The following is a 21,364-nucleotide window of genomic DNA, read 5'->3' as shown; positions in this document are numbered from 1 at the left end:
CGTCGTGCGAATGGGCGATGAAATTGGCGACGTCGTGGAACCGTTGGTCCATTTCGGCGCGCTTGGCTCGGGCAGGAGGGATTGCAGGTTGCGGAGCCCAACGCCGGACGTGAACGACCCAAGCCTCCAGACTCACGCGCACAGCGAGACGCCCTGCCGCCTCGGTACGAGAAGACTCCCCACCTGTGTTTTGTCAACTTGAAGCCGGCCATTTGAGCGATTAAAAACCTGCCAGTGCGGCGTGGTTTCCGGCCAGTTGAGCACGGTGGTCAGAATGGCCGGTTTTCGGCGTCGTTCCAGCATTCTCGGCCAGCGCGGCCGTCGGCTGGGGTGGTGCGGGGGTTATTTCATGAGGGCGTGTTTAACTCGGTAGGACTCGCCACGAAATTGCAGGAGCCGGCCGTGGTGCACGATGCGGTCGATGACGGCAGCGGCCATGTTGTCGTCGCCGAACACGGTTCCCCAGCGGGAGAATTCCAAATTTGTGGTTATGGCCAGGCTTCTTTTTTCATAACCGTCCGCAATGACCTGGAACAGGAGCCGGGCGCCTTCGGTATCGATTGGTAAGTAGCCAAATTCGTCAATCACCACGAGCCGATTTTTGGCTATGGAGGCCAGCTCCCGATCGAGGCGCCCTTCGTCTTTGGCGCGGCGCAGCTGCATCACCAGCGACGAGGTGGTGAAGAAACGTGCCGGGATTCCCTCGCGGCAGGCGGCGGCGACCAGCGCGCTGGCGAGGTGGGTTTTCCCGGTGCCGACGTCACCGTAGAAGACAAGGTCCTCGGCCCGGTCGATGAAATCCAGCGAGGTCAGCTCGTCACGGCCGTAGTCCTCGGGGAACTTCACGCTCGAGTAGTCAAAACCCGTGAGTGACTTCAACGCCGGCAACCGGGCCGCTGTCAGCAGTCGTTGGCGGCGAGATGCTTGGCGGGATTCGTGCTCGGCCGTGAGCATTCCGTGCAGGTATTCGCGTTGCTTCGGGGTGCCTTTCTCGGCCCACTCGGCCAGCACGGTATTGGTCAGGGAGGCCTGCCGGCCGGTCTCGATGATGTTTTGAACGGTGATCAGGCTCATGCGATCTCTCCTGTCAGCGTGTTCACGGTGGTGAAGGCGTCGGCGGTGAAGATGTCATAAACGCTAAGGTCCACGTTCTCCGCCGCCGGGGCCGTGCCGTCGGCGAGGCGCCGGGCGAGCATGCTCAGCGCGGCGATATCGGGGGTGTCCCCACGCTGGATCAGCATGTCGGCGGCGCCGATTGCGGCGTCGAAACCGGCCGAACCGCTGGCGGCATCCACGGCGCTGAGGAGTCGCCGCCGGTTGGTGGCGGTGGCCGTATCGAGCCACTGCCGCACCGGATCTGGGACCAGGGGGCGCAGTTGGGAGTGACCCCAAGCGCCGGGCTTGGTCACCAGCAACGGCAGCAGCGACGCGGGTTCGAAGATCGTCTCGGTCTGTCGTCCGAACGCCCGAGGGAATGACCGCACCGGCGTGGCCTGCTCATCGAGGATCTCGACCACATCGTGTCGTAACCCCACTGTCAGGGTGCGGCTATGGAAGGAAGACCCGGCCGCATAGGTGTTCCCGTCGATGAGGAGGTTCCCGGTCTTGTCGGCGGTGCGGGACTCATAACGCACCGGGTCAAACCCGACCCCGGGCAGCGCGAGACTCGCGGCGACGTCCTGGGTAAAGAGCTCACCCACGGGCAGGCCCTTGCGATAGTGCACCGTCGAAGCCAACGCCAGGCACCGCGCCAACAACACGTCGTTGAGGCCCTGCAACGTGGCCGCCTCCGGCTCGGGGACCATCAGGTTCCGGCGGAGGAACCCGACCGCGTTCTCCACGTTGCCTTTCTCATTGCCGGAGTACGGGTTGCAGTACCGAGACTCCGAGCGGTAATGCAGTTTGAATGCGCTGAACAGTTTCGTCTCGACGACCTTGGCCCCCACTCTCCGCCCGATCCCGGTCGCGTTGTCAAAGACCAAGTGCCGAGGTGCCGCACCGATGTGATCAAACACAGTCCGCAGGCCGTGGCAGACACACTCGGATGTTTCGCCCCGGTAAGCCTGCACGAAGCGCATGTTCGAGAACGGGAACGTGACGACGAAGATATGTAGGACCTGCCGGACCCCCGCGATGATGGCCTCGGCCTGCCCAAAATCGACCTGCGCCGTGCCGGCCGGCCAGACCAGTTCGGTGAATCCCTCCCCGGCCTGGCGGTGGCGGGTCTTCCATTTAGCGACGAAGCGTTGCACCGGCGAATAACTGCCGAAGTAGCCCTGCTCGACGACGAGGCGGTCAAAGACGCGCTTGGCCGTGTGGCGTTGCTTGCGCGGCCGGCGCTGGTCCTCGCCCAACCACAACTCAATGGTGTCTTCGAACCCTGTCAACACCGACCCGGCCGGCCGAGGCACCGGCGACGGTGGCTTGGGCGAGTAGTCCAGCTGGCCGGTGTATTTCGTTACCGCGTCGCGGCTGACGCCCAGTCGGCGGGCGATCTCTCGGCCCGCGATTCCGTGGGAGTCGAGAGTTCTGATATTTTCTTGCACGGACATGGGTACCGTCATCTGCTTTCTGTTCCTTCCGGCGCGACCGCTTGGCAGTAGCTACGCCGTAAGGAACATATCTGGGGTGGCGGGCCCATGTCTCCGCGCACGGGAGAAGGGCCTCGGCCACCGGTGATCACTGTCTCGGCGCATTCCCCAAACCAACGTCTTGGCGGGGAATTGCCTGGCCTGATTCTTAGCGCTCTTTTGGCAGGAAACCAGCCGCTAACTTGGCAGGATTCCAGCGCCGAAACGGCCTACAAAGAGTTGATCACACACACCACCCCGGGGGTGCCTCCCCACCCCTCCAACGCAAGGCCACGGCGAGCGCAGCAACGCCACAGGGTCAGGCGGCGAGAGTCGGGCGGTTGGCCGGGCTGTTCAAGGTCTTGGCGACGGTTGAGGGATACCACTTGCCACCCGCCGCCGTGGACACGTTTTCACCGGTGAGCGTGTCGGCGATTGCTTGCAAGGTCCGACCCTCGGCGCGGAGGCTGAGAATGCGTGCCACGGTCGCGGCGGGTAGCGCCGAACGCCGACCCTCGTCCTTGCCCCAGACGACGCCCCGGTCTCGGCGCGCCTCGTGTTGGCGCTTCACGCGCTGCGAAATCATGCCGGACTCGTACTGGGCGAACGCGGCGCACATGGTGAAGAACATGACTCCAGCGGGGGTCGAGGTATCCACGTCCGTTGTAGTGACCACGAGCCGCCACCCCTGTTTGGTCGACGCGGTAGCGATTTCAAGAAGATGCTGAGTGCTTCGGGCGAGCCGGTCGATATCGACGGCGTAGAGAGCCTGAGCCTTGCCAGACTTGAGGCGGCTCATGGCTTCGGCGAGCGCCGGGCGTGCCGCATTGCGCCCTGATCCGGTTTCCGTGATGACTTCGACGACGTATCCGGCCTTCTCGGCGGCGGTTCGCAGGATGATGGGCTGGCTGTCGACGCTGTGCCCGGTCTTCGCTTGTCGACCAGTCGATACCCGAACGTAGAGCAGCGCGAGAGGGGCGGGATCGGGCGTTTTCGTCATGCCACAATCTTAAGCCGTACACCTTTGCAAGCAAACCTGTACGGCCAAGACGAAGCGTGCAAGCGACTTGGCACCGGAACACCCGGCCTTGGCGGTTCGATAGGGTCTGATCATGCCCATAGTCAACCGATCAGCAGTATCCATTTGGGCGCTCGCCGCCGTTGTACTGCTCGCAGGGTGCTCCGCTTCTCCGGAGCCCGCGCGAGAGAGCGCTTCTGCGGCGCCAACGGTTGAGACGTCGTCGCTCAGCGACTCTGAACGGATCGCCCAAGCCGAACGACTGGTCAAGGACGAGCTACCTGACGCGCCGATCTGGGAGGGCATGACCTTTGTCGGCGTCGTCGTAGACGGCACAGAGGTATGCGTAGATCGGAACTGGGGTCCAGGCGGCGGGTCGGGTGATATCGCGGCGGGAGCCGTGGCTGGTTACGTCATCGTCACATCACCCGGTGACGCGCTTGGCGAGCCGCAGACTGGAGTCTGCGCCGACTACGCGCCTGCCGCACCCGCCACTCCGGTCGACGTGCCCGCCAATGTCGAGGATGACCCTGGCCTCCTCGTCAGTATTGACTTTGGCGACGACTGGCCGCTGACTACGCCCTACGTCGTCGTCCGGTGCGAAGAGAAGACCGTCGACGGGCGATCTCTCCAGCTTGTCACTCTCGACACGCCGGACGGGACCGAGTACGCCGTGAATGGCACTGCACGCGACCACACGGACTTGCCGGACATCTCGCCAATGTGGGCAGCGGACCCCGACGTTGATGGACTCAAAATCGACATTTCCCCCGTGATCGACGCGGGCCTCGGGCTCTGCTAGACGCGCACTGGGCTCGAGCGGCGGCGCTCGCCGCATGCCTCGTGGGCGCTCGGGTGCATTCCGGTGACGAAGTGACGGTTCTAACGTCACTTCACTATTCTTTAGAAGAGAGAGAGCTCTTTATACTGGAATAGGGAAGTGACGCAAGTTCCGTCACTTCGTCACCGGTCGGCGTCACCGGCGTCGCTCTGTGCTTGAGGGGTCACACGCAGGCAATGGGCGCATTCGTCGCTCAAACATGCATGAGTGCCGTGTAGGGCCAAACATCGCTTTACGACCCCAGTGAGGCCTTGTGGGGGCATGGAGAGGTTCTTCGTGGGCGCGTTGGGGCGCTTAGCCTCCTGCGCAGGTCTGCCTAGTGTTCACGTTCGGCGGCAGCACGCTCTTGGGCGGCGAAGTCGAGGGTTACCCGCGTCGGGTCCCAATAGCCCCGGCGCGCGGCTGGGGCGAGATTGATCTCGACGCCGGAGGTGCGAAGAACCCGCCGCCGACCAGTGATGTCCTCGCGCGCCCATGCTTCGGCGAAGGTCTCGCCAGTGTCTACCATTTCGACGACTGGCTCCGTGGGCAGTGCTGCCAATCTCTCGCGCTCTGCACGTTGCAGCATCAGGCGTTCGAATAGGACTGGGAGGTCGGCGTCCGCCGTGCGGAGGCGCTCGGTTGTATCTCTGATCGCTTCCTCGACGCCCGCTAGGCCCGCAACCTCGCGGATGGAGGAACGAGCCTCGACGACTCCGAAGGTGCCGACGACGGCGAGGAACTGGCGCGTGACCTCGCCCTCGACGCGCTCGCACTCCACGGCGACGCCCCGCGAGCAGACTTGGCCTCGGGCGGCGGCCTGGCACGCATAGATTGGCTTGCCGGTCGAACCTTTGCGGCTTTTGACGACGAGGGGACCGCCGCAGCCCGGGCAAGCGAGTAGGCCAGATAGTAGGCGCGTGGCTCTCTTGCGAAGCCCCTCCTTTGTTTCGGCGGAACGTCCCGGCGTGGGGGTCCAATCTGTGATTTCGCGGAGGCGCTCGACTTCGCTGAGAGCCAGTAACGGCGTCCAGGCTGTGACGGGGAGGCCCACATCGTCGCGCAGTAGCTCGCCGTTGATCTTCACTCGCCCGAGAGCCGAGTCGGAGCGGAGAATGCGCTGAATCGACGTGGGGCTCCAGGTTGCCGAGCGGCGCGGAGCGATTCCCTCGATGTTCAATCGTTGAGCGACGGCGTACACGGAGGACCCACCGAGGACCTCGTCGGCCATTCGCCGGACGATGGCGGACTCGTCGGGGTCGGGCTCCAGTGCCCGACCCACTCCGTCGGGGTGAAGCACTGAACGGTAGCCGTAGGGGCGGACGCCACCGGGCCAGCGACCGATCTGCCGCAGGTGCGCTTGGGACGCCGAGACGCGGATGCCTATTGTTTTAGCTTCCATGCTCGCGAACACTTGAAGAATCTCGATCATCGCCCGACCCATAATTGAGGTCGTGTCTAGGTTCTCCGTCGCCGAGATAATCTGGAGGCCGTCGTCGAGCAATACGCCAACGTCGACGACCGAGCGGACCAGCCGGTCCAGTCGCCAGACCATGACGGCATCAGCCTCGCCTGCGGCTATGCGTCGGCGGACCTCGTTGAGGCCGGGCCGGTCCAGTCGGGAGCGTGTTGCGGAGACGTCGACGTCCTCGACAATCTCGACAAGCTCGAACTCGCGGGCGTCGCACGTTTTCCGAATGATCTCGCGCTGTCGCACGATTGACGTGCTTTCCTCGCGGGAGGCCCTCGACAGGCGGGTGTAGCCAATAACTCTCATAAACCTACGATAACCCCTAACTTCACCATCGAGGGCGACTGGGACGAGGTCTTCGCCGTGGTCAAGGCGGCCACCGAGGCAGTCGGTGCCTTCGGGCCGCGGGTCTCCCTCGTTCTGAAGGCCGACATCCGTCCCGGCCACGTCGGTGAGCTCACCGGCAAGGTCGAGCGCCTCGAGGCGGCCCTCGACGCCGGCCCGCAGTAGCCCGCGCGCGGCATTCTTCGCGCGATCTTCCTGTGGCGAATTCAGGAAATCCGGCCCGAGCGGATGCCCTAGCTCGCGGACCAGTGCGGAAGTTACGCCCGGGCGTGGCCGATCTTCTGAAATCGCCACCGGGGCGGTCGGCACAGAGGCGGGGTAGGTGTTCTCCTGATCGGTGCATGCTCAGTTGTGCCTTCCCGTGCGGGCCAACCTTTGGCTTTCTCTGCGGGTGCGGTCAGACTTGACGAATGACAGACACGATGACGGCGGCCGTGCTCACCAGGTTTGGGGCACCCGACGTGCTCGAGGTGCGGCGCGACTGGCCCCGGCCGAAGCCCCGGCCCGGCGAGGTGCTCGTGCGGGTGACCGCCGCCGCAGTGAACAACACCGATATCTGGACCAGGGAGGGAGCCTACGGGCTGCCCAACGACCCCGACGCGAAGGCGGGCTGGCTCGGTGAGTTCGCGTTTCCGCGTATCCAGGGCGGAGACGTGGCGGGCACTGTGGCGGAGGTCGGCGCCGGCGTGTCCGACGGCCTGATCGGGCGGCGGGTGCTCGTAGACCCGGCGATCTACGGGGCCGACGACGACGATGCCACGCCGGTCGGCTACCTCGGCAGCGAAGCGGACGGCGGGTTCGCGCAGTACGTGGCCGTCACCGCGAGCCATGCCCACGACGTGACGGCGTCGCCCCTGTCGGACGCGCAGCTGGCCTGCCTCCCCGTGGCGTTCGGAACAGCACGGGCCATGCTCGATCGGGCGCACCTGCGGGCAGGGGAAACCGTGCTGGTCACCGGGGCGTCAGGCGGCGTGGGACTCGCCCTCGTGCAGCTCGCAGCGGCGCTGGGCGCTCGCGTCGTGGCGATCACGAGCGGGGCGAAGGGCGGCGCCGTCATGGAGGCGGGAGCATCCGTTGTCGTCAACCGGGATTCGGGGGACGTGGCCGCGCAGGTCGCCGCTGCCGTGCCCGACGGGCTTCACGTGGTGGCTGATATCGCGGGCGGCGCCGGAGTGTCGACCCTCATGCCCCTCCTGCGCACCGGAGGACGGTGGGTCATCGCGGGCGCCGTGGCGGGGCCGGTGATCGACTTCGACCTGCGTCGCCTGTACCTGCACAACGTGCAGCTGATCGGGTCGTCCATGCACACCCGCGTGCACTTTCGTCGCCTCGTCGACCTCGCGCGCAGCGGGAGTCTGCACCCGCAGATCAGCAGCACCTTCGACCTCACCGAGATCGCGGAAGCCCAGAGCGAATTTCTGACCCGCCGCCACATCGGCAAGATCGTGCTCCTACCGTCCTGACTCGCGCATAACTCCTGCAGATCGGCACGGTCTGGCCAGACGGCCGCGTGATTCCGGGACCGATTAGTGGCCAGCCCAGAATCTGCAGGAGCTATGTGCCGGGAACAGCGATGGCACCGAGTGCGGCCCCGACGCTGGGCAGATGGAGGGCGCAGCTAGGGTGTGAGCATGGGGCTCGGGCGGGGATTCAGGCGACTGTGGGCGGGAAATGCCGCGGGCAATCTCAGCGACGGCATTGTGTTTGTGGCGATTCCGCTGCTGGCCACGTCCCTGACCAGCGACGCCCTTCTCATCGCGGGGCTCGCCGCCGTCTACTCTGCCGTCAGACTGCTCGTGGTGGTTCCGGTCGGGGTCTACGTGGATCGTCTCGACCGACGCACCATTCTGTGGGTCACGAATGCGGCCAGGGCCGTGCTCCTGCTCACGCTGGCTGTGCTGTTCGCGACGGGGAACGGCTCGCTGACCCTGCTGTACGTCGTGTTTGCTGGAATCGGCGTACTGGAAACGGCAGCGGATAACGCCGCACTCTCGATCCTGCCGTCGATCGTGCCCGGTCGTCAGCTCGACCGGGCCAACGGCCGCGTGTCCGCGGCACAGCTCGTGGCCGACGAATTCGTGGGTCCGCCGCTCGGCGGTCTCCTGTTCGCGGCCGCCGCCGCGCTACCGGTCTTCGCAGCCGGTGGCTTCTATGCCGCGGCGGGCATATTCTTCCTGGCCCTGTCAAGACGAGCAGGTGGAGGCGCCGGCCGGCCGCTGCTCCCGCGCCGGTCGGTGTATCGAGAGGCGCTCGACGGTGCAGTCTGGCTGCGCGGGCATCGCCTGCTGGGCTGGCTGGCCGTGGTTGGCGGCCTCGCGAGCGTGGCCTACATGATGCCCTTCTCGGTGCTGGTGCTGTACTCGCAGCAGACGCTCGGGCTGGATTCCGCCGGGTACGGGGCCATTCTCGCGGTGTCGGCGCTGGGCGGACTCGTCGGGTCGCTCGGCACGGCCGCCCTGCGGGCTCGGCTCGGCTACGGCGGCACGATTGCCGCCAGCCTTGCGCTCGGAGCCGTGTCGATGTTCGCCCTCGCCGTTGTTGAGTCGGTCTGGCTCGCGGCCGTGCTGCTTGCGGTGTACATCCTGCACGCCGTTGTGTGGGGTATTTGCGTGAGTTCGCTGCGGCAACGCCTCGTTCCCGACGCCCTGCGCGGGCGTGTGAATGCTTCGAGCAAGGTGTTGGGTCTCGTCGGCCTTACCGTGGGAGCGGTTCTCGGCGGTTTGCTTGCCGCGTCGGCGGGGCTGTCTGCTCCGTTCCTGGCGAGCGGAGCTCTGTTCGTCGTCTGTGCAGTCATAGTCAGGGCGGTCTTTCGAAGAAGAACGGTCAGGCGGGTCTGAGGATTGGCGTGCGGGGTCTCGACACGCGCCGTAGACGGCGCTGCTCGACCAGCGAGGGCGGGCGAGACTGAGGCGGGTCGGGCAGTCAGTCGAAGTTGAGGCTGAGCTTGCGAAGCAGGTTCGACAGCCGGTCCTGCTCGCTCGTGGTCAGGGTGCCGAGCAACTCGGCCTCTGCGTCGACGAGGCGGGTGATCGCGGCATCGACTCGGGTGAGCCCTGCGGGCGTCATGCCCACCAGGATGCCGCGCCCATCGTGCGGATCGGTGTGGCGCGTGACAAGTCCGCGCTCCACGAGCCCGTTGATGCGGTTCGTCATTGTTCCGCTCGACACCAACGTCTGCTGGAGCAGCGACTTGGGGCTGAGCTCATAGGGCGAGCCTGCCCGGCGCAGGGCGGAGAGCACATCGAACTCCCACGATTGCAGCTCGGAGCGGGAGAACGCGGTGCGTCTGGCGCGATCGAGATGCTTGGCGAGTCGGGCCACGCGGGAGAGTACCTGGAGAGGGGCGAAATCAAGATCCGGACGTTCGCGTAACCAGGAATCTACAATTCGGTCGACTTCATCATGGCCAGGCATTGCTCCATTATCCCGTGCGAGGGAGCAAGGGAGCGTGCAGGCCGCTGGGATCTGGCACACTTGAAGGTGTCGTCGGCTCTTGGTCGGCGCTTTCCGCCGTGGTGTAATGGCAGCACGACAGCCTTTGGAGCTGTTAGGTCTAGGTTCGAGTCCTGGCGGCGGAGCACTCATTGAGTACGCAATTACGTAAAGAGGACCCCCGTGACAGACGCCCACCTCGCCATCATTGTGCTCGCCGCCGGCCAGGGCACCCGAATGAAGTCCAGCCTCCCGAAGCTGCTGCATCCGCTCGCCGGCCAGCCGATCGTGAGCCACGTGCTCGCCACGGCGCGCGCGCTCGACGCCGCTCACGTCATCACCGTGGTGCGCCACGAGCGGGACCGCCTCGCCGCTCTCGTGGCCGAGGACCTGCCCGAGAGCATCATCGTCGACCAGGACGAGATTCCCGGTACAGGCCGTGCCGTGGAGCAGGCAGTGGATGCACTCCCCACCGACTTCGACGGTGACGTTCTGATCATCAACGGCGACGTTCCCCTTCTCGACGCCGCCACGCTGGCCACGTTCATCGACGCCCACCGCGCAAGCGCCGCCGCCGGAACCGTGCTCTCGGCGCATCCGGACGACTCGACGGGCTACGGACGCATCGTGCGCTCCGCCGCAGGCGACTTCGACCGCATCGTCGAACAGAAAGATGCCGACGACACCGAACGCGCGATCACTGAGATCAACGCGGGCGTGTACCTGTTCGGTTTGGCCGCGCTCCGCGCGCAGCTGGCCGAGCTCACCACCGAGAACGTGCAGGGCGAGAAATACCTCACCGACGTGATCGGTCTGCTGCGCCGTGCGGGCGCCGAGGTCACCGCCGTTCCGGTAGCGGATGCCTGGCTCGTCGCCGGCATCAACGACCGCGCCCAGTTGAGCGAAGCTGCTCTGACCCTCAACCAGCGCATCGTGCGCGGATGGCAGCTCTCGGGAGTGACCATCCAGGACCCGGCCACCACGTGGATCGACCTCAAGGCCACCCTCGCGCCGGATGTGACGATTCTTCCCGGCACCCAGATTCAGGGCGCGACCGTGGTTGAGACCGGCGCGATCATCGGCCCGGACACCACTTTGCGCGACTGCGAGGTGGGTGAGAACGCCGTTGTGAAGCGCACCGACGCGACACTCGCCGTGATCGCCGCCGGGGCATCCGTTGGCCCGTTCTCGTACCTGCGCCCCGGCACGCTGCTCGGCGCAGACGGCAAGATCGGCGCTTTTGTGGAGACCAAGAACGCCACGATCGGCGCCGGCAGCAAGGTGCCGCACCTCAGTTACGTGGGCGACGCCGTCGTCGGTGAGGGCTCGAACATCGGTGCCGGAACCATCTTCGCCAATTACGACGGTGTGGCCAAGCACCACTCGAACATTGGCTCGCACGTGCGCACGGGGTCACACAACGTCTTCGTCGCGCCGATTACAATTGGCGATGGAGCATACACGGGGGCTGGCACGGTCGTTCGAAAGAACGTTCCGGCGGGGGCGCTGGCCATCAACGTGGCTCCGCAACGCAACATGGACTGCTGGGTTCACGCCAACCGCCCCGGCACGGCCGCCGACGCGGCCGCGGCCGACAGCCTGAGCACCGCTGAGAGCACCAGCACCACCGAGAGCACCAGCACCACCGAGAGCCCCAGCACCACCGAGAGCCCCAGCACCACCGAGAGCGGAGAATAAGTGTCTGAAATCAAGACCAGCGGCGATAAGCGACTTGTATTGGTTTCGGGGCGGGCACATCCACAGCTCGCCATCGATATCGCCACGGAGCTTGGTTCGGAACTTTTGCACACCGACGCGCGCACCTTCGCGAACGGCGAGCTCTACGCCCGCTTCGACCAGAGCGTACGCGGCTCGGATGCCTTCGTCATCCAGTCCCACACAGCCCCGATCAACGAGTGGTTGATGGAACAGCTGATCATGGTGGACGCCCTGAAGCGCGCCTCCGCCAAGCGCATCACCGTCGTGGCCCCGTTCTACCCGTACTCCCGCCAGGACAAGAAGGGCCGCGGCCGCGAGCCGATCTCGGCCCGCCTCGTTGCCGACCTGTTCAAGGTGGCCGGCGCCGACCGCATCATGTCCATCGACCTGCACGCGGCCCAGATCCAGGGCTTCTTCGACGGCCCCGTCGACCACCTCTTCGCCATGCCGGTGCTCCTCGAACACTTCCGTGAGAAGCTCGACCCCGCCACCCTCACGATCGTCTCGCCCGATATGGGCCGCGTGCGTGTCGCCGACATCTGGAGCGACCGCCTCGGCGTGCCGCTGGCCATCATCCACAAGCGCCGCGACCCTCTCGTGCCCAACCGCGTCTCCGTGCACGAGATCGTCGGCCAGGTCGAAGGCCGCGTGTGCCTGCTCGTTGACGACATGATCGACACCGGACGCACCATTGCCCTCGCCGCTGAGGCCCTGCGCGAAGCCGGCGCCATCGGCGTCGTCGTCGCCGCCACGCACGCCGTGTTCAGCGACCCCGCAGTGGACATGTTGCAGAACCCGGCGATCTCGGCCGTCGTCGTCACCGACACGCTGCCGATCCCCGAAGAGAAGCGCTTCCCCACGCTCACGATCCTGCCGATCGCCCCGCTGTTGGCTCGCGCCATTCACGAGGTGTTCGACGAGGGATCCGTCACGTCGATGTTCGACGGCGCCGCATAGGTTCCAGTTCGGTGTGTCGCTCGAGGGCCGGGCGTGCGCGAGTGTGGCGTGTGTCTGGCGGTCTTCCCCCCTCCGCTGGTCGAGCAGCGAGCTTGCGAGCGTGTCGAGACCTCGTGAGCCGAGTTGCGAGGCCGGGTCACGGGGTCTCGACGGGCGCGGGCCAAGTGCGGGCCCGCTGCTCGACCAGCGGGATGGGAGTGCGCGGGCGTGCGCGAGTGTGGCGTGTGTCTGGCGGTCTTCCCCCCTCCGCTGGTCGAGCAGCGAGCTTGCGAGCGTGTCGAGACCTCGTGAGCCGAGTTGCGAGACCGGGTCACGAGGTCTCGACGGGCGCGGGCCAAGAGCGGGCCCGCTGCTCGACCAGCGGGATGGGGATGAGCAGCGAGGTGTCAGGCGCGGCCGAGGACCTCTGTGAGGACTCGGCGGATGGCGTCGGCCCTGGCGATGAGCCCGTGGGTAGCGACAGGCTCGGCGCCGGCCACGAGGCGGGCCAGACCGCCGATGCCGAGGTGCAGGTCTGCGGAGATGTCTGTGGTGGCGCCGCGCATGGTGAGGGCGACCGTATTCGCGTCGCCGAATGCATCCCAGCCGGGGTTGTCGGTGAGGTCGCGGCGTGCCGTGAGGTCGAGCCAGGCGCCGTCGTGCAGAACGCGGGCCGAGTAGGTGATGCGCGGGCCGTCGATGTGGACACACCCGTCGGCGAGGAACGCGCGGGCTCCCCACGGTTCGTAGTCGATGAAGCCGGCGAGCTCGGGCGTGCCGGGTTCGCCGGGCAGGGGCAGGCCGACGGTCAGGGCGAGGGTCAGCTCCGAGCCGGCCACCTCGGCCGCGAGGTTTTCCACGTAGCGGATGCCTGGGGCCGGCTCCGCCATGGCAGTACACGTCGCATCCGCTGGCACGCCCGTGGCCGTCATAGTGGAGAGGTAGCGGCGGGCGTCGCGGTAGCCCATCGCCATGAGCGAGTCGCTGCTGATGCGACCCACGAAGTACTCGGGGTCAAGCGGCAGCGGGTGGGTGGGCTTCACGACATGCAGCACGAAGTCGCGCCCGGCGGCGGCGGCCTCGGCGAAGTCGGCGAGCAGGGCGCCGGTGGCGCTCATCTCGATCATGTGCACGTATTGCTCGAGCGGACCGTCGCCCCAATAGCCGGTGTTGCCGATGCACCAGACGAGCCAGATCTCGTCGGCGCCGCGGCGGAGGGCCTCCGACACGTTGGCGTCGCGGATCCACACCGCATCCGTGTAGACCACGCCGTCCCGGCGCAGCGGCGTCATGAAAATGGGCAGCGACATGCCTGCGGCGAGCAGCTCGACGTCGATCGAGCGGGCGTCGAAGGCGATCGACTGCTTGTGCGTGAAGTCGGCCACGTTGAAGGTGCCCTCGCGGGAGGACGTGCGAATGAGCGCGGGATCGATACCGAGGGCCGGGAAAACCTTGTCGCGGATGCCGTCTGCGTCGCCGAACGCTGGCATCGACCAGGGGCCCTTCAGATAATCCGGCAGGGGGAGGCCCGAGGAGAAGTTCGAGACTGTCAGGGCGCTCCAGCGCCGCACCATCTCGTCGGGGGTCAGGCCGGACAGCAGCATGGCCGTCGTGAGGATGCCGCCGCTCGTGCCGTCGATGTGGTCGAAGGCCAGACCTTCCTCGGCGAGGGCCTTCACGACGCCGGTCTGCCACGCCACGCGCATTCCGCCGCCGGCGAGCACAAGCGAGCGCTTCATGATCGGTCGTCGTTTCGCTGCGGAGTGGTGGGACGTTGGGAGACGATCCGGCCCTGCAAACGCTTCCAGTAGAGGAAGAGCAGCACGGCCGTGGCGAGGTCGAAGGCGGCCACGAGCAAGGCGATCGGCCCGAAGACCCCGTTGAGAACGCCCACGGTCACGGCCACGACGGCACCGGCCTTCTGCAAGCCCGACCAGAAGACCACGTCGCGGTGGGGGGTACGTCGAAGCAGGGACTGGGTGAGAAGTCCGCCGACCACCATCATGAACAGGCCGACCGTCGCGAACAGCTGCGTCGCGAGCGGGGCCGGCTCGGCGCCGAGCAGGGAGAGCAGCGTGGCCGGCGCGAGGATCTCGGCGAGGCCGGTGAGCGCGGTGATCCCGGCCAACGCCACGAGCACGGCCCGCAGCGGATGCCGTCGCAGCCAGTCCTCGACCACGGCCCGCCACTCGTTCATGCGAAAGCCTCCCCGAGCGATCCCTTGACCACGAGGTAGGCGACCACCACGAGCCAGAGCACGGTGGAGCCGTAGAATCGCAGGTCATTGAGCCACATCCAGCGCAGCAGGAGGGTGCGAAGCTCGGCCACGTCGGCGTACTCCCCGCCGCGGATCTTCTTATTGATCGGGATGATGAGCACCTGCCCGATGAAGGTCAGGTAAATAATGCCGGCCACGCACAGCCAGGCGAGCCAGACTCGAGGGCTGCCCCATTCGCTCACCACGAGGATGATGCCGGCCAGCAACATGGGCGGCACGACGACGGTGAAGAATTTCGTGGCCGCGAGGGTGGGAATCCCGAAGTGCACGGGCTCGGTCTCGGGCGTCAGGCCGCGCCAGGTGGGGTACAAGAAGAACTTGAGCACCCACATCGTGCCCATGTATAGGGTGGCGCCGAACAGAAAGTACAGCGCAGTGACCAGCAGCAGCCAGCCGATCACATCTCCACCTCGGTGGGCCGAGCCCCATGATTCGGCTGTCGGGGCGGCTCGAGCCACTGCTCGCTGTTGGTGAGGTGCACCACGCTGTCGAGGCTGTCGCCGCGGTGAGCGGATGCCGCGAGGTCGCTCGTGTCCGCGGTGAGGAACCAGCCCTCGTAGTGATCGTCGAGAACCCCATGTGCCTTCGGCATGTAGGCGGTGAAGAGCGGCTTGCGGCCCACGTGCAGCGTCTTGAGTGGCGCGACGCCCGGGGCATCGCCGAAGACAAGCTTGGCCTTGGCGCGGCGGCCGAAAGCGACATCCGCTTCGGCCTCGAAGTAGATCGAGGACTTCATGAGCTGGCCGCGGAAGGTGCAGTAGTTGACCGCTGCGAGCTTGAGCGGCAGGGCCAGGTGCGGCGGGCGCTTGATATCAATGGTGCAGCCGTGCTGACCGTCCTGAACGTACATCGCCGAGACCTTCTTCTTTGTGACGAGAAAGTCGAGGTTCGCCTGGTGCTTGGGCATTCCCCAGATTCCTTTTCCGCCCTTCACCGAGATCTCGCTGCTCACCGGCAGGTCGACGACGTACTGGCCGGTGCCGTAGGTCTTCATCATCAGGCCCGGCAGCATCGGAACGGCGGGGCGCCGCCCGTGGGTCACGGCGATCGCGAGGGAGTATTCGATGTATTTGCCGATGTCGGTTTTCAGGTAGTTGACCACGGTCACCACGAGGAGGCCCCGGCCCCAGCCGATGTCGACGGGATGCAGTTCTTTGCCGGGAAGTAGGCGGGCTGCGGCGGCGCGACTGATCGGGAACGCTGCCATCAGCACTGGCGAGTCGTCGGAGTTGACGGGCATCGTGTACGGGATACCGTCCACGAGCGCGTGTTGCCCGGCGAGCCGGTTCTGTCGCGCGGGAACGGGGGACGGCAGCCGGTTCAGGGCCCAGCGCAGTATCTCGGTGACGGCGTTCATAGTGTGAGCTCCCTCTGGATGATCGGGTAGGTGTCCCGCCACGCGTTGGCCCCGAAGATCACATCGAGGTGTCCGTAGCCGGGTATGAAATGGAAGGCATCCTTGCCTGGACGATGCCGGTTGAAAAACTCGTAACTGCGGCGCTGGCTGATCGGCAGAAAGCAGCGGTTGTCGTTTCCGGTCAGAAACACGAAGCGGGCATCAGTCTTCGGGGCCTCGGCCACGAGATTCGCGGGCAGCTCGGGGTGCACGCCGGAGTGCACGAGGTGCCCGGCGGCGAGGCAGTCCTTCATCTGCTCGAAGAACGTCATCGGCGACTCGGCGAACTCCCCGGTGATCCAGTCGTGGGTGGCCGCGTCGAGGTTGCGGTGCGCCCAGAGCGCGGGGTGTCCGCTGCCGTAGGTGAAGCTCACCATGCGGCACACGGTGTTGTCGCACTCGGGGTGGGTGGCCCGCACCACACCCCGCACGACGCGGGAGAAGTATCCGTTCGACTTGTAACCCCAGGCCGTGTTCAGCACCGGGCTGAAGTGCTCCACGACCGGGGCGAGCCGGGTGATCTTGAACCTCGAGAAGGCCGGAACGACTGGGTGTAGCGACACCGAATTGCTGATCACGGTGTCGACCTCCGGCAGCAGCCCGGCCACCACGGCCATCATGAACGACGTGGAACCCTGGCAGTGCACGACCGCCTTCAGGGTATCGGCCCCGGTGGCCGCCAGGATATGCGCGATGGCGGTCGGATAGTCGTACACGGCGGCGTCGTCGAGGGTCCACGGCAGCGGGTCGAAGTCGATCGATGCCCGCCAATTGAACATCCACACGTCCCAGCCGTCGTCGAGCAGCGCGTCCACGAGTGTGCGTTTCAGCGGTGGCCGAAACAGCTCGGCGCGCACGCCGGCGCCGTGCACGAGCATCACCGGACCGCGCGTGGGTCCACGTCCGACCTCCGAACGGATGCCCACGTGCACGAGCGACAGCGGGGCGCCGTCCGGCGCGGTGAGCGGTATCACCTCGGTGGAGTGATCAGAGCGGGTGATGGTCATAGTCTTCATGACGCCGATCCTTTGCGGGAGATGAGTATCGGTGGTTCCAGCAGACGGGGAGCAAGGGGGGTCTGCGGCACCGGGCGTTTCTGCAAGCCGGGGGCGTCGACGAGGGTCCAGTCGCGGCAGACCCTGTCGATAACCACGGGGAAGACCTCGAGGTCCCCGTTGCGGTGCAGTCGCAAGCGTAGGAAGCCCTTGTGATCGTCGACCGCCTGGCTCGACATCTGCCAGGCGAAGATCTCACCGTTGTGTTGGGTCAGGGTGAAGAGCGCAAACATCTCGGTGCCGAGCAGGGCGCCGCCGATCCACGCGAGGGCAGCCGCGCAGCCCACCACGAGGGCGCCCGGCCAACCGGACGGCCACGGGATCGCAATCGTCGCGACCGCCAGCAGCCCGAGCACACCGAGTTGCAACCCGACCGCGGCGAGCACGAGGCCGCGCTTCGCGAACGCTGCCACTGTCGACGCCACGAGCAGCAGCACGGCCACGCCGGCCAGGATACCGAGCAATCCCCACCGGTCCGAGCCGCTGACGTCGGCGATCCCGGTCAGTTCGGTGACACCGAACAGCCAGACGAGCGGGAGAAACAGCAGCAGGTGCAGCGTGCCGAGCAGGGGAGTGAAGGAGAGATTACGCCAGCCCAGCCAGAACCTGCTGAAGGGATTGGCGATGCGACCGCTGAGGGCGCGGGAACTCACCGGGTCCGGATACGTGCTCGGACCCCGGCGGAACTGCGTTGGATGGTCGTCTGTGCCGTTCATGCGCGACAGGGGTGATGGCAGCGTGAGCTCGCTCGGCAGGCGGTGCGTGGACGACAGGAAGGCCCCGCCCAGGCCGCAGGTGATGAACTGGGTCGCGCGCGGGTCGCGGTCGTCGGAGCGTTCTGGCAGGTGCGGGTCGTCGTCGGGCAGCACCTGTTCATAGCGGGTGTAATGGTGAGAATCACCACTCAACCACAGCCGTACGTGGGCGCCGGTGGGCTTGAGGGTGCCCTCGTCGGGATCGTAGCGGTTGCGCAGAAAATACTTATCGAAGTAGTGCAGTTGGTTGAAGGCGTTCGGGTCTTTGGTCTTCGTGTGCACCCAGGTGGGTGAGGCTGTGCACAGAATGATGGCGTCGCCGGGGCACAGTTTGTTGGTGAGTCGTTCGCGAAAGTAGTTCAGCTGCGGTTCGTCGATGTATTCGCCGAGCTGGCTGTCGAGTCCGGCGAGCCACCAGCCGTGCCCGAGGCGCAGGGCGAAGTAGCTGCGCGTTTGAATGGTGTGCCGGGCACCGATCTTGTGCGGCCTCGTGAAAATGCGCAGGAATGCCGAGAGGCCGTCGTACCAGTCGTGATTTCCCGGCAGGGCGAGCAGGCTCGGCTTACGGTTGCCCCGCGGCAGGTCGGCATCGGCGGGGAGAGCAGCGGCGTACGGGCCCAGCGTTCGGTCTTCGTACCCGAGCGCCGAGGCCGTGGGATACACCTCGTCACCGCCGAGCACGAGCAGGTGTCCGCGGGGCAGCGTCGTCGATCCGTCGTCCCCTGGCCGTTGCACGGTGAGGTGGTTCTCGCTCAGCAGGGCGGCCACGGTGGCCGTCGAGTCGAATCCGTCGCCCAGATCTGCCGTGTAGTCAATCCACAGGTCGCCTCGCGGCCGTTCCTTGAGTCGCAGGGGTTCCTTCGAGAACACCTCCTGCAGCTCGCGTTTGTCGCCGTAGTTGGCGAAAATCTCGGCGAGGGCAACCTGTACGGCGGTGCGGAAGAGCTGGCCGGGGGCGAGCCAGCGCACGGCGTCTCGGGGCACAAACCCGAGTTCCTTGTCATGGCGGGCGAGTTCGGCGCGTTTCATCAGTTGGTGTCCAATGACCTCTTCGCGAACAGGTACACGCGGGCGAGTTCACCGAGAAACAGTGTGCCGTAGGAGCGGAGCGCACGGGCGCCGGCCGGGCCGGCGGTGCGGAACGTGGTCAGTTGCTGGGCGAAGGCGAGCGGCGAGATGCGCAGGATACCGGCCGCGCGCACGCCCTGGGTCGGGGCGGTGAACGAGCTCTGGCCGGCGGCGTCGGTGACAGGGTCGGGTGGCGCGAGGTGTCCCTCGAGCACGTGGGTGAATAGGGTGGTGGTGTCCGTCCAGGGGGTGAAGCCGGCCCGGTTGGAGACTTCCTTGTAGCCCAGCAGGGTGAAGGCGTTACCGGCCACGTCCCGCAACCACAGGCGGTACAGCATCCGTCGCCCGGCGGAGCCCGCGGGGTGCACAAACAGGTTGAACCAGCCCTGCTCCACGTCCAGCCTCCCGCCGAGAACGTCGAACATGACATACCCGGAGGCGCTCGCCGCATGAACGGGATCACGCACGAACGCCGCCGCGTTCGGCGCGGTGATGGTGAGCGTGAACATGAGCTCGTGACGGCGGGCCCTGCCCGTGAGCGCTCCCCGTGCCGGGTCGGTCACGCCGAGCGTGGCGGGTCCGCGCATCCGCTCCGTGAAGCTCACGCTGGTCGCTCCGGGCGCCGGCGCCGGAGGAGCTGCGGGAACGGGCACCGGGGCGGGGGGTGCCACGTCGGCGCTCGGCGTGTGCGAGCCGGCAGCGGATGCCGCAGAGCCCGCCTCGAGCATGTGTTCGCAGGCCCGGTCGGAGAACGCCGCGATCGTCAGTGAGGGGTTGGCGCCCACCGGGCCGGGCATGGCGGCGCCGTCGAGCACGAACAGGCCAGGGTAGCCGAAGACCTCACCGAACTGATCCACGACGCCCTCTTCGATCTGCTGGCCGGCTGGCACGCCGCCGAGCGGGTGCACGGTGATGACGCGCTTGGCCCACCAGAGCGGGTTGTCCTGGAACTGGGCGTGCAGCGCCCCGCCGATCTGCTCCATGGTCGACCGCATCCGATCGAAGTACTGTCGCGAGGTGGCGAGCGTCCAGTCGATCTCAAGACGTCCCTGATTGAGTGTCATCAGGCCGTCTGGCACGTCCCGGCCCATGCCGAGTAGGGGCAGTGAGCTCGCCGAGGCGTGCCCATCGCCGAGGGCTGCAGCGAGGTCCTTCGAAATATTGGAGCGCTGGCCGTGGAACAGTCGGTTCAGGAGCAGCTGCCACGCCACGGAGCCCGTGCGGGAGAAGACCTCGGGCAGCTGGGCCGTCTCGAGCAGCCAGTTGAGGAAGCCCGGGTAGCCGGCATCCTCGATGTAGAAGCCGCGCCCGGAGGCTCCGCCGCCGTCGAGAGTATCGGGCACCCGGATGGCCGTCGTGATCACCGGACCTCGGTCGCCGGTGATCGGGCGTACGCTGCCGGCATCCGTTTTGGCATTCAACAGCAGGGTGAGCAGGTCGCCGTTGCCGCTGAACCGGGTGCCGAGCAGTGGGCTGATGCCCGGAAGCGACGATCGGTTGCGCAGCAGGAGCAGGGTGGAGCCGAAGGTGCCGGCGCCCAGGATGAGCCGGCGACACCGGATGCTGTGTACCGGCAGGGTGTAGGACGGCCGCACGCCGGGAGTGTCGGCGTCGTGCACGACGTAGCGCACCTCGTAGCCGCCGCCGTCGAGGGGGCGGAACCCGCGCACCTCGTGCAGCGTGCGCAGGTCTGCCGTGTGGTGACGTGCGGCGGACAGGTAGTTGTGGTCAAGAGTGTTCTTCGCCCCGGTGTTGCAGCCGATGTCACACTCGCCGCAGAGGGTGCACGTGACGCGGCGTTTCTCATGCAGGTTGCCGTACGCGGGCTCGGGTATCTGCAGGTTGGGCGCGGGATCAGCGAGGCGGGTGGGAGCAAAGGTCACGGCGATGGGCGGCCGGTCGATGGTCAGGTGGAGATCGGCGGCGGCCTGCTCCATGGCGAGGGTCTTGGGAGTGTCGGTGTAGGGATACTTAGTGGCGCCCAGCATCGTCTCGGCGTTCGTGTAGTGCGAGTCGAGGTCCTGGCGGCTGAAAGGCCAGTGTTCGTAGCCGCCGCCGGGTACGGGCGACTCGCGCACGAACCACTTCTCGTCCTTGCGTAACAGCACGTTCGCGTAGATGAGTGAGCCGCCGCCGAGGCCGCTCGAGACGATGCCTTCGAGCCCCCGGAACGTCCAGGCGTCGAAGAGGCCGTAAAGGCCTGAGCCTGGGTCCCAGAAGTTGCGACCCATCTGAGCGGGGGTTCGGGCAAAATCGCCGGGGCCGTAGCGTTTTCCGCGCTCAAGCACGACCACCGACTCGCCGGCCGAGGCGAGTTTGAATGCAGCGACGGATGCGCCGAAGCCTGAGCCCACGACAACGGCGTCCACGTATTCCGAACCGACGGAACCGTTCACACGGGCACCCCCTTCGGGGCTCACTGGCACCTGCTGAGTTGAGAGTCACATGTTCAGCGGGCCGGGATCAGGGCGAATCGACCCGCGTTTTGCTCAGTATTGTGC

General features: G+C 66.5%; 17 protein-coding genes, 1 tRNA gene and 1 pseudogene. 7 read left to right on the top strand and 12 right to left on the bottom strand.

Annotation, left to right across the window (positions count from 1 at the left end; genetic code table 11):
- Nucleotides 1-342 precede the first annotated feature (342 nt).
- The 3 genes from istB to BJ997_RS12865 form a co-directional block, all read right to left on the bottom strand.
- Nucleotides 343-1,074, bottom strand: coding sequence for an IS21-like element helper ATPase IstB (istB, locus tag BJ997_RS12875; RefSeq protein WP_183323340.1), 732 nt, complete (start codon nucleotides 1,072-1,074; stop codon nucleotides 343-345).
- On the bottom strand, nucleotides 1,071-2,552 hold the full coding sequence (gene istA / locus BJ997_RS12870; RefSeq protein ID WP_084141842.1) for an IS21 family transposase: 1,482 nt from the start codon (nucleotides 2,550-2,552) through the stop codon (nucleotides 1,071-1,073). Before istA ends, istB begins: the two co-directional genes overlap by 4 nt.
- Before the next feature lie 337 nt (nucleotides 2,553-2,889).
- Nucleotides 2,890-3,570 (bottom strand): recombinase family protein, encoded by a 681-nt coding sequence (locus BJ997_RS12865; RefSeq protein ID WP_052541920.1) that lies wholly within the window; start codon nucleotides 3,568-3,570, stop codon nucleotides 2,890-2,892.
- 112 nt (nucleotides 3,571-3,682) lie between these two features.
- On the opposite strand from BJ997_RS12865, the gene BJ997_RS12860 reads away from it, so the two are divergent.
- Nucleotides 3,683-4,390, top strand: coding sequence for a DUF2511 domain-containing protein (locus BJ997_RS12860; RefSeq protein WP_035835057.1), 708 nt, complete (start codon nucleotides 3,683-3,685; stop codon nucleotides 4,388-4,390).
- 355 nt (nucleotides 4,391-4,745) lie between these two features.
- On the opposite strand, the gene BJ997_RS12855 is transcribed toward BJ997_RS12860, so the two are convergent.
- Nucleotides 4,746-6,185 carry a recombinase family protein gene (locus BJ997_RS12855; protein ID WP_035835056.1) on the bottom strand — a complete coding sequence of 480 codons (1,440 nt, stop codon included), beginning with the start codon at nucleotides 6,183-6,185 and terminating at the stop codon, nucleotides 4,746-4,748.
- A gap of 24 nt (nucleotides 6,186-6,209) precedes the next feature.
- Between BJ997_RS12855 and BJ997_RS12850 the strand changes: the two are divergent.
- The 3 genes and pseudogenes from BJ997_RS12850 to BJ997_RS12840 form a co-directional block, all read left to right on the top strand.
- A pseudogene (locus BJ997_RS12850) lies at nucleotides 6,210-6,389 on the top strand (thiamine-binding protein); the annotation flags it as partial.
- 245 nt (nucleotides 6,390-6,634) lie between these two features.
- Nucleotides 6,635-7,687, top strand: a complete 1,053-nt coding sequence (locus BJ997_RS12845) for a zinc-binding dehydrogenase (RefSeq protein WP_201771687.1) — start codon at nucleotides 6,635-6,637, stop codon at nucleotides 7,685-7,687.
- A gap of 168 nt (nucleotides 7,688-7,855) precedes the next feature.
- Nucleotides 7,856-9,061 carry an MFS transporter gene (locus BJ997_RS12840; RefSeq protein ID WP_052541919.1) on the top strand — a complete coding sequence of 402 codons (1,206 nt, stop codon included), beginning with the start codon at nucleotides 7,856-7,858 and terminating at the stop codon, nucleotides 9,059-9,061.
- An 85-nt stretch (nucleotides 9,062-9,146) separates the two neighbouring features.
- Here BJ997_RS12840 and BJ997_RS12835 read toward each other — a convergent pair whose 3' ends face one another.
- Nucleotides 9,147-9,638, bottom strand: coding sequence for a MarR family winged helix-turn-helix transcriptional regulator (locus tag BJ997_RS12835; protein WP_035835054.1), 492 nt, complete (start codon nucleotides 9,636-9,638; stop codon nucleotides 9,147-9,149).
- A gap of 92 nt (nucleotides 9,639-9,730) precedes the next feature.
- Between BJ997_RS12835 and BJ997_RS12830 the strand changes: the two genes are divergently transcribed.
- From BJ997_RS12830 to BJ997_RS12820, 3 genes are all read left to right on the top strand, one after another.
- A tRNA-Gln gene (locus BJ997_RS12830) sits at nucleotides 9,731-9,802 on the top strand.
- Between the two features lie 37 nt (nucleotides 9,803-9,839).
- Nucleotides 9,840-11,354, top strand: coding sequence for a bifunctional UDP-N-acetylglucosamine diphosphorylase/glucosamine-1-phosphate N-acetyltransferase GlmU (glmU, locus tag BJ997_RS12825; protein WP_052541918.1), 1,515 nt, complete (start codon nucleotides 9,840-9,842; stop codon nucleotides 11,352-11,354).
- Nucleotides 11,355-12,332, top strand: coding sequence for a ribose-phosphate diphosphokinase (locus BJ997_RS12820; protein ID WP_035835053.1), 978 nt, complete (start codon nucleotides 11,355-11,357; stop codon nucleotides 12,330-12,332).
- A gap of 386 nt (nucleotides 12,333-12,718) precedes the next feature.
- On the opposite strand, the gene BJ997_RS12815 is transcribed toward BJ997_RS12820, so the two are convergent.
- From BJ997_RS12815 to BJ997_RS21955, 7 genes are read right to left on the bottom strand one after another with little or no spacing between them, the layout of a single operon-like run.
- Nucleotides 12,719-14,050: a patatin-like phospholipase family protein gene (locus BJ997_RS12815; protein ID WP_035835051.1), complete on the bottom strand. Its 1,332-nt coding sequence runs from the start codon at nucleotides 14,048-14,050 to the stop codon at nucleotides 12,719-12,721.
- Nucleotides 14,047-14,508, bottom strand: coding sequence for a hypothetical protein (locus BJ997_RS12810; protein ID WP_052541917.1), 462 nt, complete (start codon nucleotides 14,506-14,508; stop codon nucleotides 14,047-14,049). The genes BJ997_RS12815 and BJ997_RS12810 overlap by 4 nt, the downstream gene beginning before the upstream one ends.
- Entirely contained in the window at nucleotides 14,505-14,990 is a 486-nt protein-coding gene (locus BJ997_RS12805; RefSeq protein ID WP_236628740.1) for a DUF1772 domain-containing protein, read from the bottom strand. Before BJ997_RS12805 ends, BJ997_RS12810 begins: the two co-directional genes overlap by 4 nt.
- A complete protein-coding gene (locus BJ997_RS12800) occupies nucleotides 14,987-15,946 on the bottom strand; it encodes an acetoacetate decarboxylase family protein (RefSeq protein ID WP_052541916.1) in 960 nt (319 codons plus the stop codon). The genes BJ997_RS12805 and BJ997_RS12800 overlap by 4 nt, the downstream gene beginning before the upstream one ends.
- A complete protein-coding gene (locus tag BJ997_RS12795; protein ID WP_035835050.1) occupies nucleotides 15,943-17,001 on the bottom strand; it encodes an alpha/beta fold hydrolase in 1,059 nt (352 codons plus the stop codon). Before BJ997_RS12795 ends, BJ997_RS12800 begins: the two co-directional genes overlap by 4 nt.
- A complete protein-coding gene (locus BJ997_RS12790; protein WP_035835048.1) occupies nucleotides 16,998-18,824 on the bottom strand; it encodes a hypothetical protein in 1,827 nt (608 codons plus the stop codon). Before BJ997_RS12790 ends, BJ997_RS12795 begins: the two co-directional genes overlap by 4 nt.
- Nucleotides 18,824-21,259 carry a GMC oxidoreductase gene (locus BJ997_RS21955; RefSeq protein WP_035835046.1) on the bottom strand — a complete coding sequence of 812 codons (2,436 nt, stop codon included), beginning with the start codon at nucleotides 21,257-21,259 and terminating at the stop codon, nucleotides 18,824-18,826. The genes BJ997_RS12790 and BJ997_RS21955 overlap by 1 nt, the downstream gene beginning before the upstream one ends.
- Nucleotides 21,260-21,364 lie beyond the last annotated feature (105 nt).

The sequence above is a fragment of the Cryobacterium roopkundense genome (assembly GCF_014200405.1).
GTDB classification, from domain to species: Bacteria; Actinomycetota; Actinomycetes; order Actinomycetales; family Microbacteriaceae; genus Cryobacterium; species Cryobacterium roopkundense.
The sequence above is the reverse complement of the archived record's forward strand: the minus strand, read 5'-3'. Positions and strand labels throughout refer to the sequence as shown.